Annotated in this window: 11 protein-coding genes and 3 pseudogenes; 8 read left to right on the forward strand and 6 right to left on the reverse strand. The window is 73.0% G+C overall.

Features of this window, described 5'->3' with window-relative positions; all coding sequences use genetic code 11:
• Positions 1 to 60: 60 nt before the first annotated feature.
• From R2740_RS05000 to R2740_RS05010, 3 genes and pseudogenes are all read left to right on the forward strand, one after another.
• Positions 61 to 555: pseudogene (locus R2740_RS05000) on the forward strand (peptidoglycan binding domain-containing protein); the annotation flags it as partial.
• Between the two features lie 614 nt (positions 556 to 1,169).
• Positions 1,170 to 1,394: pseudogene (locus R2740_RS05005) on the forward strand (VanW family protein); the annotation flags it as partial.
• 93 nt (positions 1,395 to 1,487) lie between these two features.
• Positions 1,488 to 1,733, forward strand: a complete 246-nt coding sequence (locus R2740_RS05010) for a hypothetical protein (protein WP_371301576.1) — start codon at positions 1,488 to 1,490, stop codon at positions 1,731 to 1,733.
• 59 nt (positions 1,734 to 1,792) lie between these two features.
• On the opposite strand, the gene aspS is transcribed toward R2740_RS05010, so the two are convergent.
• The gene (gene aspS, locus R2740_RS05015) at positions 1,793 to 3,109 is read right to left on the reverse strand and encodes an aspartate--tRNA(Asn) ligase (RefSeq protein ID WP_371301577.1); all 1,317 of its coding nucleotides are present in this window, start codon (positions 3,107 to 3,109) and stop codon (positions 1,793 to 1,795) included.
• 239 nt (positions 3,110 to 3,348) lie between these two features.
• Entirely contained in the window at positions 3,349 to 4,281 is a 933-nt protein-coding gene (locus R2740_RS05020) for a GNAT family N-acetyltransferase (protein ID WP_371301578.1), read from the reverse strand.
• An 82-nt stretch (positions 4,282 to 4,363) separates the two neighbouring features.
• Between R2740_RS05020 and fdxA the strand changes: the two genes are divergently transcribed.
• Together fdxA and dapC are read left to right on the forward strand one after the other, a co-directional pair.
• Positions 4,364 to 4,690 (forward strand): ferredoxin, encoded by a 327-nt coding sequence (fdxA, locus tag R2740_RS05025; protein WP_371301657.1) that lies wholly within the window; start codon positions 4,364 to 4,366, stop codon positions 4,688 to 4,690.
• A gap of 6 nt (positions 4,691 to 4,696) precedes the next feature.
• Positions 4,697 to 5,824, forward strand: a complete 1,128-nt coding sequence (gene dapC / locus R2740_RS05030; RefSeq protein WP_371301579.1) for a succinyldiaminopimelate transaminase — start codon at positions 4,697 to 4,699, stop codon at positions 5,822 to 5,824.
• A 9-nt stretch (positions 5,825 to 5,833) separates the two neighbouring features.
• Here the strand turns inward: dapC and R2740_RS05035 are convergent, their stop codons facing one another.
• The 4 genes and pseudogenes from R2740_RS05035 to R2740_RS05050 form a co-directional block, all read right to left on the reverse strand.
• Complete coding sequence (locus tag R2740_RS05035) at positions 5,834 to 6,457, reverse strand: hypothetical protein (RefSeq protein WP_371301580.1); 624 nt, start codon at positions 6,455 to 6,457, stop codon at positions 5,834 to 5,836.
• Positions 6,458 to 7,299: 842 nt separating this feature from the next.
• Entirely contained in the window at positions 7,300 to 8,268 is a 969-nt protein-coding gene (locus R2740_RS05040; protein WP_371301581.1) for a hypothetical protein, read from the reverse strand.
• 18 nt (positions 8,269 to 8,286) lie between these two features.
• Positions 8,287 to 9,242: pseudogene (dapD, locus tag R2740_RS05045) on the reverse strand (2,3,4,5-tetrahydropyridine-2,6-dicarboxylate N-succinyltransferase).
• A gap of 143 nt (positions 9,243 to 9,385) precedes the next feature.
• On the reverse strand, positions 9,386 to 9,922 hold the full coding sequence (locus tag R2740_RS05050; protein WP_371301582.1) for a DinB family protein: 537 nt from the start codon (positions 9,920 to 9,922) through the stop codon (positions 9,386 to 9,388).
• A gap of 62 nt (positions 9,923 to 9,984) precedes the next feature.
• Here R2740_RS05050 and R2740_RS05055 point away from each other — a divergent pair, with 62 nt between their 5' ends.
• The 3 genes from R2740_RS05055 to dapE all read left to right on the forward strand — a co-directional run bounded on the left by R2740_RS05055 (position 9,985) and on the right by dapE (position 16,120).
• On the forward strand, positions 9,985 to 11,157 hold the full coding sequence (locus tag R2740_RS05055; protein ID WP_371301583.1) for a hypothetical protein: 1,173 nt from the start codon (positions 9,985 to 9,987) through the stop codon (positions 11,155 to 11,157).
• A 328-nt stretch (positions 11,158 to 11,485) separates the two neighbouring features.
• The gene (ileS, locus tag R2740_RS05060; protein WP_371301584.1) at positions 11,486 to 14,722 is read left to right on the forward strand and encodes an isoleucine--tRNA ligase; all 3,237 of its coding nucleotides are present in this window, start codon (positions 11,486 to 11,488) and stop codon (positions 14,720 to 14,722) included.
• Positions 14,723 to 15,022: 300 nt separating this feature from the next.
• Positions 15,023 to 16,120: a succinyl-diaminopimelate desuccinylase gene (dapE, locus tag R2740_RS05065; protein ID WP_371301585.1), complete on the forward strand. Its 1,098-nt coding sequence runs from the start codon at positions 15,023 to 15,025 to the stop codon at positions 16,118 to 16,120.
• The last annotated feature ends 129 nt before the right edge of the window (positions 16,121 to 16,249 follow it).

Raw genomic sequence — 16,249 nt, forward strand, 5'->3', positions numbered from 1 at the left:
TTCGCTCCCGAGCAGGGTCCACCGCCACGGGAGCGCGAGGGTGGCCGGGTGGTCCTGCTGATGCTGCTGGGTCTGCTCCTGCTCCTCGGTCTCGGGTACGCCGCCCTGTCCTACGCCGCCGGCGACAAGGTGCCGCGGGGCACCACGATCAGTGGCGTCGACGTCGGCGGGCGCACCCGTGACCAGGCGGCCGACGCGCTGCGCGAGGGGCTGGCCTCGGCGGAGGCCCGGCCGATCGAGGCGTCCGTCGGGAGTGAGGACGTCACGGTCGTGCCCGCCGAGGCGGGACTGTCCGTCGACATCGACGCCTCGCTGGATGCCGCCGGGCCGGGCACCGGCTGGTCCCCGGACTGGCTGTGGCGCTACTTCACCGGCGGCGAGGACCTCGAGGCGGTGGTCGACGTCGACGAGCCCACCATGACGGCGTACCTCGACGAGCTGAGCGGCGAGCTCGGCCGCCCGGCCCGCGACGGGTCGGTCACCTTCCACGGCACCCAGGTGCGGGTCCGACAGGCGCTCAGCGGCTCGCACATCGACGCCGACGCAGCCCGGCAGGCGCTGGCCGACGGCTACCTCCATGAGGCCCCGGTGGTGCTGCCGGTGGTCGACGAGCTCCCCGACATCGACCAGGCCGACGTCCGTGCCGCGGTCGACGACTTCGCCAACCCCGCGGTCTCGGGGCCGGTGACGCTGCGGTTCGGCAAGACCAAGGTGGTGCTCGGGCCGGCCGAGTTCACCGCGGCGCTTTCCCTGAAGCCCGTCGACGGTGAGCTGGTGCCGACCGCGGACCCCAAGATCGTCTCGGCGCTCGTCGACCAGTCGATCAGTGGCGACGGGGCGCCCGTCGACGCGACGGTGGCCCTGGTGGGCGGCAAGCCGAAGGTGATCCCCGCCAAGCCCGGCGTGGCCTACAAGCCGGCCGACGTGGCCGACGCGCTGGTCGAGCTGGCGGGCCGGCCGGCCGGGAAGCGGGAGGGCACCGTGCCGTCGTCGGTGGCCAGGGCCGACTTCACCACCCGCGACGCCCGCAAGCTGGGCATCAAGGAGAAGGTGTCGACGTTCACGACGTACTACCCCTACGCCGAGTACCGCAACGTCAACATCGGCCGTGCCGCCGAGCTCGTCAACGGCACCGTCCTCAAGCCGGGGACACCTTCTCGCTCAACGACATCGTCGGCGAGCGCACCCGTGAGAACGGCTTCACCGAGGGCTTCATCATCAGCAACGGCGTCTTCAAGGAGGACCTGGGCGGCGGCGTCTCGCAGATGGCCACCACCACGTTCAACGCCATGTTCTTCGCCGGGCTCAAGGACATCGAGCACAAGCCGCACTCGTTCTACATCGACCGCTACCCGGTCGGCCGCGAGGCCACCGTGGCCTGGGGTGCCGTCGACCTACGGTTCGAGAACGACACCCCTTACGGCGTGCTCGTCGACGCGCACGTCACCAAGGCCACGCCGTCGTCGCAGGGCGTGGTCACGGTCTCCATGTGGTCGACGAAGTACTGGGACATCACCACCAAGACCGGCGACCGCTACAACCTCACCAAGCCCGCCACCCGCACGCTGACCACCGAGGACTGCTATCCCAACACCGGCTACGGCGGCTTCGACATCGACGTGTGGCGCTACTTCCGCAAGCCCGGATCCTCGGCGCTGGTGCGCACCGAGAAGTTCCACACCCACTACATCCCCTCCGACACCGTGATCTGCAAGAAGCCCGGCACCGGCTGATCGTCGACCTCCCCGAGGCGTCGCAGACGGGGCGGTGAGGCGTCGCAGACGGTGATCGGCTACGGCGCGAGGCGGTGCAGGTCCCGCGGGAACAGCGTCACCTCGCGGATGTTGGGCGCCTCGACCAGCCGCGCCACCCAACGCTCCAGCCCGATCGCGAACCCGCCGTGCGGTGGCATGCCGTGCCGGAACGCCTGGAGGTACGCCGCGTAGTCGGCCGGGTCCTCGCCGCGGGCGCGGATCGCCGCGTCGTAGTCGCTCGGCCGGTGCAGCCGCTGCCCGCCGGTGACCAGCTCCAGCCCGCGGAACAGCAGGTCGAAGCTGTTGCTCCATCGAGCGTCGCCGGGCTGCGGGTGGGTGTAGAACGGCCGCTTGGCCATCGGGTAGCCCTCGACGGCGAGCAGGTCGGTGCCGTGCTCGCGGCGCACCCACTCGCCCAGCGCGCGCTCGTGCTCGGGGGCCAGGTCGGGCTCGTCCGCGGGGGCACCGACGATCCGGAGCGCCTCGCTGAAGTGCACGACCGGGATCTCGCTCGGGATCACCGGCACGTCGATGCCGAGCCGCTCGGCCGCGGGGCCGGCGTACTCCTGGAGGGCGGCGACCATGCCGGCCAGCGCCTGGCGCAGCACCGCCAGCACGTCGCGATGGTCGCGGATGAAGCCCAGCTCGACGTCGAGGGAGACGTACTCGGCGAGGTGGCGCACGGTGTCGTGCGGCTCGGCCCGGAACACCGGTCCGACCTCGTAGACCCGCTCGAAGACCCCGACCAGCTGCTGCTTGTGGAACTGCGGGCTCTGCGCGAGGTACGCCGGCCGGCCGAAGTAGTCCACGCCGAACACGTTGGCCCCCGACTCCGTGGCCGACTCGACCAGCTTGGGCGTCTGGATCTCGGTGAAGCCCAGCCCGTCGAGGGTGCGCCGGAACCCGCGCAGCGAGGCGGCGGCCAGCTCCCAGCGCGCCCGCTGGGCGGGGTGCCGCCAGGTGACCGGCGCGTGGTCGAGCAGCGTCGGGAGGGACGCGGAGAGCGCCGGCCGCCAGAGCTCCACCGGGGGAGTGGTGGCGTCCTCGGTGAGCGCGACCACGGTCGCCTCGCCGACCTCCACGCCGCCGGGTGCCTGGGCGTTGGCGACCACGACGCCGCTCACCGAGACCGTGGTCTCCTCCGGAGGCACCGCGGCTCCCGTCGGCAGCACCACCTGCGCCAGCCCGCTGCGGTCGCGGACGACCAGGAACGTCACGGTCGCCAGCTCACGGCGTCGGTGCACCCATCCCTGGAGCAGCACCGCCTCTCCCGGCGAGCGGTCGGGCAGGTCGGCGGCCAGCGTGCGGGCGAGGGCCGGGGTCGCCGGAGCGGCGGGTCGTGCGGATGCGGTCATCGGGTTCACCTCCAGTGCGTGGAAAGCCCTGGAGGTGCGGGCGGGGGCCAGGTCGCGGTGCCACCACACCTTTGCCGGGGACCTCGCGGCTCCGGCCTCTCGTCGGTCCGCCGGACGCGCGCCGCGGGCCGTCGTACCGGGGGCGTCACTCCCCGGGCCCGCGAGCCCCCACCCTAGCCCGATAGTCCGCTACGTTCCGCACCAATATCGGCCGCGCAAGTGGTGCCGAACGTAGCGGACTATCGCCGAGGGGCGAGGTAGCGATACGTGTGATGGGTGCTGAACCCCAGCCGGTCGTAGAGCCCCAGGGCCGGCAGGTTGTCGGCCAGCACCTGGAGGTAGGCCGTGGTCCCGCCGCGTTCGGCGCCCCAGTCGAGGAGCGCGCCGACGATGCCGAGCGCGAGGCCGCGCCGCCGACGGTGCGGCGCCACCTCGAGCGCGCGCAGGCCCACCCAGTCGCCCGCGACCGAGGCCAGCCCGCCGGCATCGGCGCCGACGGTGGCCACGGCCTGGTCGCCGTCCTCCTCCAGCCGCACGGCGTACGCCGGCCGCTCGCGCAGCTGGCGCCGGGCCATCGCCACGCTGGCGATCTGGAACAGCGAGTCGGCGTCCTGGCTCTCGAGGGCCCAGCCACGGGCCAGGAACTGCTCCTCCTCGGGAGAGCCCGGCAGCACCGCCGCGATCGGGCGTCGGCCGAGTCCCCGGTAGTGCGCCTCCACCGTGCCGACCGGGTCGTCGACCCCCGCGGGTCCCATCGCCAGCACGGAGTTGGCCCGCCGCCGGGAGGTCAGCGACGACCAGCGCAGCGTCCAGCCGCCCAGCGAGGCGGTGTCGAGCTGCGGCCACATCGCCAGGGCGGTCAGCTGTGCGTCCCGAGGGGAGACCCGCTGCCGGACCGACGGGCGCGGCGGCACCGGCTTGCCCGACACGATCTCGGCCACCGGGACCGACACCTCGAGGCCGTCGGCGGTGCGCACCACCGCCACCTCGCCCCACGACAGGCACTCGCCGAGCACGTCGGAGAAGGCCGGTCCACCGGTCGGCCCGCGCTCACCGGTCACCAGGCGTCGCAGGACCACCCGTTGGCCGACGACGTGAGGCCCGAGCCGGTGCCGGCCCACGGGCGACAGCTCGGCACGCTCCGCGGCGTGACCGGTCGCGCCGGTGGACACAGGGGGATACTAGGCTGTCTTCGTTCGCGCCGCGCCATAGCCCGTTCCGGCCATGGACCTGCAAGCCCAGAGGGAGGACCAGGTGACCTACGTCATCGCCCAGCCGTGTGTCGACGTCAAGGACCGCGCGTGTGTCGACGAGTGCCCGGTGGACTGCATCTACGAAGGCAACCGGATGCTCTACATCCACCCCGACGAATGCGTGGACTGCGGTGCGTGTGAGCCCGTCTGCCCGGTGGAGGCGATCTTCTACGAGGACGACACCCCGGAGCAGTGGAAGGAGTACTACGCCGCCAACGTGCACTTCTTCGACGACCTCGGCTCGCCCGGCGGCGCCGCCAAGATGGGCGTCATCGACGCCGACCACCCCTTCGTCGAGGCGCTGCCGCCGCAGAACCAGGACCACTGAGCGGCGGTGTCCGCCCAGGACTCCGGTGGGGCCACCGGGGGCCGGGTCTCCGCTCGGCTGCCCGACTTCCCCTGGGACCACCTGACCTCGGTCGCCGCCACGGCGCGCGCGCATCCCGACGGGATCGTCGACCTCTCGGTCGGTACGCCGGTCGACCCCAGCCCTGAGGTCGCCCAGCGCACCCTCGCAGCCGCCGCCGACTCGCCCGGCTACCCCGTCACCATCGGCCTCGAGGCCACCCGCCAGGCAGCGCTCGACTGGATGCGGCGCCGTCTCGGCGTGGTCGACGTCGGGCTCGACGGCGTGCTCCCCGTCGTCGGCTCCAAGGAGCTGATCGGCAGCCTCCCGCTGCATCTCGGGATCGGCGCCGGTGACCTGGTGGTGCATCCGGCGCTGGCCTACCCGACGTACGAGGTCGGGGCTCGGCTGGCCGGTGCGGAGGCGTTCGCCACCGACGCGCTGACCGCCGTCGGCCCGCGGACGCCGGCCCTGGTCTTCGTCAACAGCCCCGCCAACCCGACCGGCCGGATGCTGCCCGCAGACCACCTCCGCAAGATGGTCGACTGGTGCCGCGAGCGCGGCAGCCTGCTGGTGAGCGACGAGTGCTACGTCGAGTTCGCCTGGGACGACGAGCCCGTCTCGGTCCTCCATCCCGACATCTGCGGCGGCTCCACCGAGGGGATCCTGGCGATCCACTCGCTGTCGAAGCGGTCCAACCTGGCCGGCTACCGCTGCGCGTTCGTCGCCGGCGACCCGGTGGTCGTGGGTGAGCTGCTCGCCGTCCGCAAGAACCTCGGTCTGCAGATGCCCGGCCCGCAGCAGCGGGTGATGGCGGCGGTGCTCGACGACGACGACCACGTCGCCGAGCAGCGGTTGAGGTACGCCGCTCGCCGGGCCGCGCTGCGCGCGGCGCTGGAGTCGGCCGGCTTCCGGGTCGACCACTCCGAGGGATCGCTCTATCTCTGGGCCACCCGCGGGGAGGACTGCTGGGCGACCGTCGGGTCGCTGGCCGAGCGCGGCATCCTGGTGGCTCCCGGAGCGTTCTACGGTCCCGGTGGCCGCGAGCACGTGCGCGTCGCGTTCACAGCGACCGACGAACGGGTCGCCGCCGCCGTGCAGCGGCTCGCCGGCTGACGGCGTCGATCAGCGCATCACCAGGCGGCGGCCGCGACGCTTCTCCTCGGCCGGCGGCGGGGTCGGCCCGGGGGTGGGGGCGGCGGCCTCGCTGCGCAGCCCCTCCAGCATGGAGCGCCAGTCGTTGGCCGGCGCGGCCTCCGCGGGCAGCGCTGCGGCAGGGGCGGCCGCGGGAGCGGCGGGAGCCGGGTCGGCCGGGGCCGGGTCGGTGGCGACCGGGGCCGGGCCGGGTCGGTGGCGACCGGGGCGGGGCCGGGGCCGCGGGGGCCGCGGGGCCTCGGCGACCGGGGCGGGCTCGGGGGCGCGCTCCGGGGCCGCCGGCAGCGCGAACACGCGCGGCTCGTCGTCGGTGGCGGGCGTCTTGTCGGGTGCAGCAGCTCGGTGGCGTCCTCGGTGGCCTCGGGCTGGGTGGCCTCGTCCTGGGTGGCCTCGGGCGGGCTGGGTGGCGTCGGCGACCGGGGCAGGCTGCTCCGGGTCGAGGCCGGCCTCGCGCATCGACTCCGCCAGCAGGCGGCTCACCAGGTCGCCGGGCGACTCCGCCGACCGCTCGGCGGCGGGCTGCTCGGCGGCGGGCTCCTCGGCCGCGGGCGCGGCGGCCGCCGGCTCCTCCGCCACGGTCTCCTCCGGCCACATGGCGATCACCTCGGCACCGGCTCTCCTCGGCGGGCGTCTCCTCGGCGGGCGTCTCCTCGGTCTGCGACGCCTCGGCCTGCGAGGCCTCGGCCTGCGAGGCCTCGGCCTGCGAGGCCTCGGGCGCGGCCGCCTCGGGCTGCCACGACGAGCCGAGCTCCAGCGGCCCCTCGTCGCCGGGGTCGAGCACGAGCACGTCGCCGTCCTCGGTGGCAGCGAGCACCAGGCGGTCGTCGTCGGCCTCGGCCACGACGGGCTCGCCCGCGGCGGCCGACGCGGCCTCTGCCGCAATCCAGGTGGAGGCCGGGTCGTCCTGGTCGGCCACGGGGGCTGGGCCGGCGGGCGACGTCGGCGGGGCGTCGTACGTCACCGATCCCGACTCGTACGCCGCGGCCTGGGGCTCGCCGGGCTTCTCGTCCTCGAAGTCGTCGAAGGAGAGGTCCGACAGGATGCGCACCACGGAGATGTGCGCGTTGCGCACCACGCACTGCGTGCGCTCGGGCGTGACCAGCACGAGTCCGTCACCGTCCAGGCCGGCGATGTTGCCGCGCAGCCACTGCCCCTCGACCAGCACCTCGACCGGCACGCTGTTGTCCTCCGCGCGCCGGAGCGCGGTGCCGATCGTGAAGATCTGGGACGAGCTCATGGCGGTCCTCTCGAGGGGTGCGTCGGGTGGTGCCGGATGGGGATTCCATAGGACCACGAGCGCCACGGCGACCCGGTCGACGATCGGACATACTTGCTGGCCCGAACGGGTCATCTCTCGACCACCCGTCCGGGCCAGCGGAGCCCCGGCCCTTCGGCCGATGCCTCGTGCGGGTGGCCGCCGACGGGGGCGCGAGCGGTCAGGGAGCGACGTCGACGTGCACGTGGTCGCGGTGCTCGAGCACCGTGCGGTCGCCGGTGGCACCGCTCGGCACCTGGTAGTCGCGCCACCCCTGCTCGGAGCGACGACCGGCGGTCCAGATCCGTCCGTCGAAGATGACGTGCTCGATGTGCAGCCGGTCGGCCTGGGCGACCAGGTAGCCCGCGATCGCCCACCCGAGCTGCCGGTTCTCGTCGTCGACCGGTCGCACGAAGACGTCGACCGCGCGGCCGTCGTAGTGGGCGGACCCGCTCATGTGGCCGGCGTCGACACCGCCGGGCGCGAAGCCGCCCATCGGCTGGTCGCCGAAGACCGCGAGGACCTCGCGGCGGACCGCGTTGGCGCGGTGGGTGAGCCCGCGACGGTTGAGGTCGGGGTTGCCCTCGGGGGTGTCGGCGTGCACGACGCAGCTGAACGCGCCGCCCGTCGTCTCGCCGGTCAGCGCGGACGCGAGGACGCGGGCGTCGGCCTCGTGGTCGGCGTAGGCGTCGGGGAAGGCGGACCGCTGCACGGCCTGCGCGGCCTCGGTGATCGGCATGTCCTGATAGCCCTCGACCTTGACCAGCGCGTCGTAGAACGCGTTGACGGCGTAGGGCGGGTTGAGGATCTGGTCCACGGTGCCCCAGCCCTGGGACGGCCGCTGCTGGAAGAGGCCGACGGAGTCCCGGTCGCCGTGCTCGAGGTTGAGCAGCTTGGACTCCTGGTAGGCCGTGGCGAGCGCGATGGAGGCGGCGCGCGGCGGCAGCCCGCGACCCACGGCGATCCCCGCGATCAGCGCGGCGTTCTCGGCCTGCTCGGTGTCGAGCTCGACGACGCGTCCGTCGACCTCGGCCCGGCAGCCCTCGGCGTCGGGCAGTGGTCCGACCCCCTGGTGGATGGCGATCCCCACCGCTGCGACGACGCCGAGCGCGACGAGCGCGGAGACGGTGAGGCGGCCGGCACGGCCCATGGCGCTGTTCCGGCCCGGTCAGTCGTTGGCGTGCAGGTCGGCGTTGAGGACGATGCCGTCGCCGTGCCACGGCACGGCCTCCATCGCCCCGGTGACCGAGTTGCGGCGGAACAGCACGTTGCTGGCGCCCGAGAGCTCCGCGGCCTTGACGACCTTGGGCTTGTTGTCCATGTCCCTGATGGTGACCTTGGTGCCTGCGGTGACGTAGCACCCGGCCTCGACCACGCAGTCGTCGCCGAGCGAGATGCCCAGACCCGAGTTGGCCCCCAGCAGGCAGCGCTCGCCGACGCTGATCACCTGGGTGCCGCCGCCCGAGAGGGTGCCCATGATGGAGGCGCCGCCGCCCACGTCGGAGCCGTCGCCGACCACCACGCCGCCGGAGATCCGGCCCTCCACCATGGAGGTGCCGAGGGTGCCGGCGTTGAAGTTGACGAAGCCCTCGTGCATCACGGTGGTCCCGGGGGCGAGGTGGGCCCGAGCCGGACCCGGTCGGCGTCGGCGATGCGGACGCCGCTGGGCAGCACGTAGTCGGTCATCCGCGGGAACTTGTCGACGCCGTAGACGGTGGGCCGCTGTCCGTTCGCCATCAGCCGCGCGCGGGTCTGCTCGAAGCCGTCGACGGCGCACGGGCCGGCCGAGGTCCACACCACGTTGGTGAGCAGGCCGAACAGCCCCTCGAGGGACAGGGAGTGCGGGACGGCGAGTCGGTGTGAGAGCAGGTGCAGTCGCAGCCAGGCGTCCTCCGTCGAGGCCAGCGGTGCGGACAGGTCGGCGGCGACCACCCGGCGTACCTCCCGGGTGACCCGGCGTACGTCGTCCGGCGCGGCCAGCGCGGTCAGCGCGTCGGGGGCGCTCGCGTCGGCGGGCGGCTCGCCCAGCCGCGGCTCGGGGAACCACACGTCGAGCACCGCGCCGGACGCGTCGATGGTCGCGAGCCCGAAGCCCCAGGCGGCCTGCGCAGTCGTCTCAGTCATCGCCCGCCACCCTACTGAGCCCCGGGTCGCCGACCCCAATCCCGCGGTCCACCCCTCCGATAGTCCGCTACGTTCGGCACCACTCTGAGGCCTCGGAGTGGTGCCGAACGTAGCGGACTATCGCCGAAGGGTCGGCGGCCAGGTCACTGGCCGGTGCGCCCGTCGACGGCCTCGCGGAGCAGGTCGGCGTGCCCGCAGTGGCGGGCGTACTCCTCGACCAGGTGGACCAGCACGTCGCGCACCTCTCCCTGCTCGTCCCCAGGCCCCACCAGCTGGTCGAACGAGGCGAGGGCGGCCGTCACCTGCTGGGCGTGCGCCACCTCGGCCCGCCAGGTCTGCCAGGCCTCCGCGACGACCTCGTCGTCGGCCACGGCGCCGTCGAAGTCGAGGTCCGGCTGCTCGTCGGTGCGGTAGAGCCGGGGCAGCTCCATCCGGCCCTCGATCCAGCGCCGCGCCCAGTGGTGCTCGACCCGGGCGAGATGCCTGACGAGCCCGAGCAGCGACATCGTCGAGGGCGGCACCGACCGGCGCGCCATCTGCTCCGAGTCCAGGCCCTCGCACTTCATCGCGAAGGTCAGGCGATAGTGCTGGAGGTACTGCAGGACCGTCTCCCGCTCGCCGACCGGTGTCGGTACGTCGAAGCGCGGGTCCTCGTCCGCGGGCATCCAGGTGTCGGCCATGCGGCTGATGGTGCCACTCCGAGCCCGATCGGGTGGTCTCGGCGTCCGGCTATGGTCGGGGCATGCGCGTCAACGGGGGATGCCGCGGCGAGGGCCGGCGGCTCGTGGCACTGGCGTCGGCGGCCCTGTTGCTCACCTTGCCCGCCTGCGGAGACCAGGAGGCCGAGCCTGGCGCCGGCGAGGCGGCGCCGATCACCGCTCGGGCCGTGGCCGCGGTGATGCTCGACCACCTGCCCCAGGACACGTCCTCGCGCCAGGCGACCTACGTCGACGAGAACTCGCCCCGCTCGCTGGTGGGCGCTGACTTCCGCTACCACAGCGACGGCGAGGACGACGGAGACCTGGTGGCCGTCCGCCTCTACGCCCCGGACAAGAGCGAGACTCCCTCGTGCGAGGGGCGACCGCGCTGCGTGACCGAGGAGGTGGGGTCCGGCACTCTCCTGGTGGCCTGGGACCTGGTGGAGCCCGAGGAGGACCCGGGTCTGGTGTCCGTGTCGCTGGTGCGTGACGCGGAGGTGGTGTCGGCCCTGCTGGCCGGCCCGGAGATCACGAAGGACCCGCGCCGTCAGACCGACCTCGAGCCCAGCGTGGACGACCTCATCGGGCTGGTGCAGGACCCGAGGCTGCGGCTGGAGGCGGATGCCGCCACCGTGGCCGCCGGCGAGGCGCTGCGGGACTGGGACGGCGGCGAGCGCCCCGAGGGGTCGCTCGACGTCGTCGACCACACCGGCCGGACCATGACGCTGGGCTGGGTCAGCACCTTTGAGAAGCGCTGGCACTACCTCGGGCGGTCGCCGTACGTCGGTGAGTTCGGGCCGGGCGCGGTGGGCGGTCGCGCCCGCGTCGGGACCGGCTTCCTGCCGCTCGGCCCCGGCGTCGTCGACGTGATCGCCTCACCTCAGGCACCGGCGTGGGCCGACTCCTGCCTGCCCGACTTCACCTGCCGCGAGGTCGACGGGGTCCTGTTCGCCTGGCGTCCCGCCAGCGGAGAGGACCCCGGCGAGTCCTGGATGGTGCACCGGCGAGCCGACGAGGTGGTGGCGGTGCATGTGACCGGTCGCCCGATGCCCGCCAAGGCGCAGGCCGCCCTCGGCGGGTCGGGGTTCTTCCTGCTCAGCAGCGACCTCACCGACCCGACCTACGCACCCAACGCCCCCAGCCTGCAGACCACGCGCGCGCGGTTCGAGGCCGCGCAGCGGCTGCCCGACGTGTCGGGCCACCTGCCCGCCGGCTGAGGGCGTCCCGTCGCGGGACCATCCGCCCCACGCCGGACCGGCGGGCGCGGCCAAACCGATTGGCGCGCCGCCGTGGGGCCGCCGTACCCTTGCCGGCGAAGGCGTTGGAGCCGTCATCAGCGGCGAGCCTCCGGAAGAACGGCGCACGCAAGCCGGCGTGCGACCCACTAGACCCGGGCGGGTGGGCCCGTCACAGCCTGCAACGAAGCGGCCGTCCCCACCCTCAACGGGGCCGGCAAGCGAGGTGGTACCGCGGTGCCCCCGGCAGCATGCCGGAGACGTCGTCCTCGTGAGGCAACGAGCCCGAGACGACGCAGGAGCAGCACCCATGGCCTACCCCAAGGTGACCCACACCGCCACCGGCGACGGCGCCGAGCCCGGCGGCGTGCCCGCCTCCGTGCGCTTCCCCGAGCTCGAGGAGGCGGTGCTGGCCTACTGGGCGCAGGACCGCACCTTCCAGGCCAGCGTCGACCAGCGAGACCCGGGCGATGACGGCGACAACGAGTTCGTCTTCTACGACGGCCCCCCGTTCGCCAACGGCCTGCCGCACTACGGCCACCTGCTCACCGGCTACGTCAAGGACGTCGTCCCGCGCTACCAGACCATGCGCGGTCACCGGGTGGAGCGGCGGTTCGGCTGGGACACCCACGGGCTGCCCGCCGAGCTCGAGGCGATGAGCCAGCTCGGCCTGAAGACCACCGACGAGATCCGCGACCTCGGCGTCGAGAAGTTCAACGAGGCCTGCCGCCAGTCGGTGATGAAGTACACCGGCGAGTGGCGCGACTACGTCACGCGGCAGGCCCGCTGGGTCGACTTCGACCACGACTACCGCACCATGAACCCCGACTACATGGAGTCGGTGATCTGGGCGTTCAAGAGCCTCTACGACAAGGGGCTCGTCTATGAGGGCTTCCGGGTGCTGCCCTACTGCTGGAACGACGAGACGCCGCTGTCCAACCACGAGCTGCGGATGGACGACGACGTCTACCAGAACCGGATCGACCCGGCCGTCACCGTCGGCCTGCGGCTCGACACCGGCGAGCTCGCCCTGGTCTGGACGACGACCCCGTGGACCCTCACCGCCAACCTCGCGATCATGGTCGGCGAGGACATCGACTACGTCGTCGTCGAGGCGGGCGTGCCCGGCGACCCGGAGCGTGTCGAGCGCTACGTGCTCGCCGAGGCCCGGCTGCCGGCGTACGCCAAGGAGCTCGCGGGTCCCGACGGCGAGCCGGTCGTCGTCGAGCGGCTCACGGGCGCCGACCTGGTCGGCCGCACCTACACCCCGCCGTTCGCCTACTACCTCGGCCACCCGGGCGCCTTCCGCGTGGTCCCCGCCGAGTTCGTCACCACGACCGACGGCACCGGCCTCGTCCACACGGCCGGCGCGTTCGGTGAGGTCGACAAGGTGGTCACCGACCGCGAGGGCATCGACGCGGTCATGCCGGTCGGCAAGGACGGCTGCTTCACCACCCCGGTCGACGAGTACGCCGGCCAGCTGGTGTTCGACGCCAACCTGCCGATCATCGAGCATCTCAAGGCCCGCACCCGCGGCCTCGACGCGGAGGCGGCGTCGACCACCCCGGGCACCGTGCTGCTCAAGCGCGAGGGCTACGAGCACTCCTACCCCCACTGCTGGCGCTGCCGCGAGCCCCTGATCTACAAGGGCGTCTCGTCGTGGTTCGTCCAGGTGACGGCGTTCAAGGAGCGGATGCTCGAGCTCAACCAGGAGATCCGCTGGGTGCCCGAGCACATCAAGGACGGCCAGTTCGGCAAGTGGCTCGAGAACGCCCGCGACTGGTCGATCACCCGCAACCGGTTCTGGGGCAGCCCGGTGCCGGTGTGGAAGAGCGACGACCCGGCCTACCCCCGGCTCGACGTCTACGGCTCCTTCGAGGAGCTCGAGCGCGACTTCGGCGACCTGCCGCGCGACCGTGACGGCAACCCCGACCTGCACCGGCCCTACGTCGACGAGCTGACCCGGCCCAACCCCGACGACCCGACCGGGCGGTCGACGAGGCGCCGCGTCGACGACGTGCTCGACGTGTGGTTCGACTCCGGCTCGATGAGCTTCGCCCAGGTGCACTACCCGTTCGAGCAGGCCGACTGGTTCGAGCACCACTTCCCGGGCGACTTCATCGTGGAGTACATCGGCCAGACCCGCGGCTGGTTCTACACCCTGCACATCCTGGCGACCGCACTGTTCGACCGGCCGGCGTTCTCGTCGTGCATCAGCCACGGCATCGTGCTCGGCTCCGACGGCAACAAGATGAGCAAGTCGCTGCGCAACTACCCCGACGTCAACGAGGTGTTCCACCGCGACGGGGCCGACGCGATGCGGTGGTTCCTGATGAGCAGCCCGATCCTGCGTGGCGGCAACCTGATCGTCACCGAGCAGGGCATCCGCGACTCGGTGCGGCAGGTGATGATCCCGCTGTGGAACTCGTGGTACTTCTTCGCGCTCTACGCCAACGCCGCCGGCGAGGGCTACGACGCGCGGTGGCGCACCGACTCCACGCACGTGATGGACCGCTACATCCTGGCCAAGCTGCGTGAGTACGTCGAGGAGTCGACGCGCGAGCACGACGACTACGACATCGCCGGTGCCTGCGACGCGATGGAGAAGTTCCTCGAGGTGCTGACGAACTGGTACATCCGGCGCTCCCGGGAGCGGTTCTGGGCCGCCGACGGCGTGGTCGACGCCGATGCCTTCGACACGCTCTACACCGTGCTCGAGGTGGTCTCGCGGGTGACCGCGCCGCTGCTGCCGCTGGTCTCCGAGGAGGTCTGGCGGGGGCTCACCGGCGAGCGGTCGGTGCACCTGGCCGACTGGCCCGACGCCGCCTCGCTGCCCGCTGACCACGGCCTGGTCGCGGCGATGGACGAGGTGCGCGACGTGTGCTCGGCCGGCTCGGCGCTGCGCAAGGCCGGGGGACTGCGCACCCGGCTGCCGCTGGCCTCGCTCACCGTGGTCGCGCCGGAGTCTCGGTCGTTGTCCGGCTTCGAGCCCGTCGTGGCCGACGAGCTCAACGTGAAGACGGTCCGGCTGGTGGGGGTCGACGACCCCGAGGCGGCGGCGTACGCCGTGGAGCAGCGGCTCACCGTCAACGCCCGCGCGGCCGGCCCTCGGCTCGGCAAGGACGTGCAGCTCGCCATCCGCGGCTCCAAGAGCGGGGACTGGGCGATCGACTCCGAGGGCGGGGTCACCGCCGGGGGCATCGCCCTGGTCCAGGGGGAGTACACCCTCGAGACGGTGGCGGCCGACTCCGACGGCCACACCGCGACGGCGATGCTGCCCCGCGGTGGCTTCGTGGTGCTCGACACCGACGTGACGCCGGAGCTGGAGGCCGAGGGAGTGGCTCGCGACCTGGTCCGCGCGGTGCAGCAGGCCCGCAAGGACGCCGGCCTCGACGTGTCCGACCGGATCTCGCTCACCGTGGCCGGGCCGGCCGACCTGCTCGCCGCCGCCCGCACCCACGAGTCCCTGGTCGCCGGCGAGACCCTGGCCGTCACGGTCGACTACGCCGACGCCCCGGACCTCGAGGTCGCCGTCGCCCGCGCCTGACCCCGACATGCGGGAAATGGCCCCCCGACATGCGGGACCCCGCGACATGCGGGAAATGGCCCCCGACATGCGGGGAATGGCCCCCGACATGCGGGAAACGGCCCCCCGACATGCGGGGAATGGCCCCCGACATGCGGGAAATGGCCCCGCGATGTCCCGCCGACCTCCGGCCGTCGGAGGTCCCGCTTCACGCTTGACCCTTCTCGACATGTGGCAGCGCCATTTTCCGGCATGTCGCGGGGCCATATGGCGCATGTCGCGGTGGTGGGGACGGTGGAAGGCGGTGCGGACGGTGGTTGGATGAGCGGCATGCCGCCGAACGACGACGCCGTGCCCGTGCTCGACCTCAGCACCGATGTCGTGACGCTCACCGAGCAGCTGGTGGACATCGAGTCGGTGAGCCGCAACGAGCAGCGCATCGCCGACGCGGTGGAGGCGGCGCTGCGACAGCACCCGCATCTCCGGGTGACCCGCTTCGGGCACACCGTCGTCGCGCGCACCGAGCTGGGGCGCGACGAGCGGGTGGTGATCGCGGGTCATCTCGACACGGTCCCGGTCAACGACAACCTGCCCGCCCGTCGTGACGGCGACCTGCTCCACGGCCTGGGCACCTGCGACATGAAGAGCGGCGACGCGGTGATCCTCGCCATCGCCGCCTCCATCTCCGAGCCCCGGCGCGACGTCACCTACATCCTCTACGAGGCCGAGGAGATCGAGGCCGAGCACAACGGGCTGCGCAAGCTCGCGGAGAGCCACCCCGAGCTCCTGGAGGCCGACTTCGCGATCCTGATGGAGCCCTCCAACGCGGTGGTCGAGGCCGGCTGCCAGGGCACGCTCAGGGTCGACGTCACGGTCGCCGGGGTCCGTGCCCACAGTGCCCGTTCGTGGATGGGCGCCAACGCCATCCACGCGGCCGGCGCCGTCCTCGACCGGCTCAACGCCTACGAGCCCCGGCGGCCGGAGATCGACGGCCTGACCTACCACGAGGGTCTCAACGCGGTCGGGATCCGCGGCGGAGTCGCCGGCAACGTGGTGCCCGACCGGTGTGTCGTCGAGGTCAACCACCGCTTCGCGCCCGACCGCACCGAGGAGGAGGCCGAGGAGTTCGTCCGTGACTTCTTCCACGGCTTCGACGTGACCGTCACCGACTCCGCGCCGGGGGCGCTGCCCGGGCTTGACCTGCCCGCCGCGCGGGCCTTCGTCGCGGCCGTCGGCGGCGAGGTCAACCCCAAGTTCGGCTGGACCGACGTGGCGAGGTTCTCCGCCCTGGGGGTCCCCGCCGTCAACTTCGGCCCGGGCGACCCGAGCCTGGCGCACCGGCAGGACGAGCACGTGCCCCTCGTCCAGATCGGCCACTGTGAGCAGGCGCTGCGGGCCTGGCTGGCGGGCGACGACTGAGCCACTCACCCCCTGGCCGCGTCCGCCCGCTGGGACCTCGGCTGCCTCGGTAGGCTGCCGGCATGGTCGAGCGCCCCGCGGAGGAGTCCCCGATGTCTGAGCCGGACGACGCGGCGACGCCTCCGACGG

The organism is Nocardioides sp. (assembly GCF_041393715.1).
Taxonomy (GTDB): domain Bacteria; phylum Actinomycetota; class Actinomycetes; order Propionibacteriales; family Nocardioidaceae; genus Nocardioides.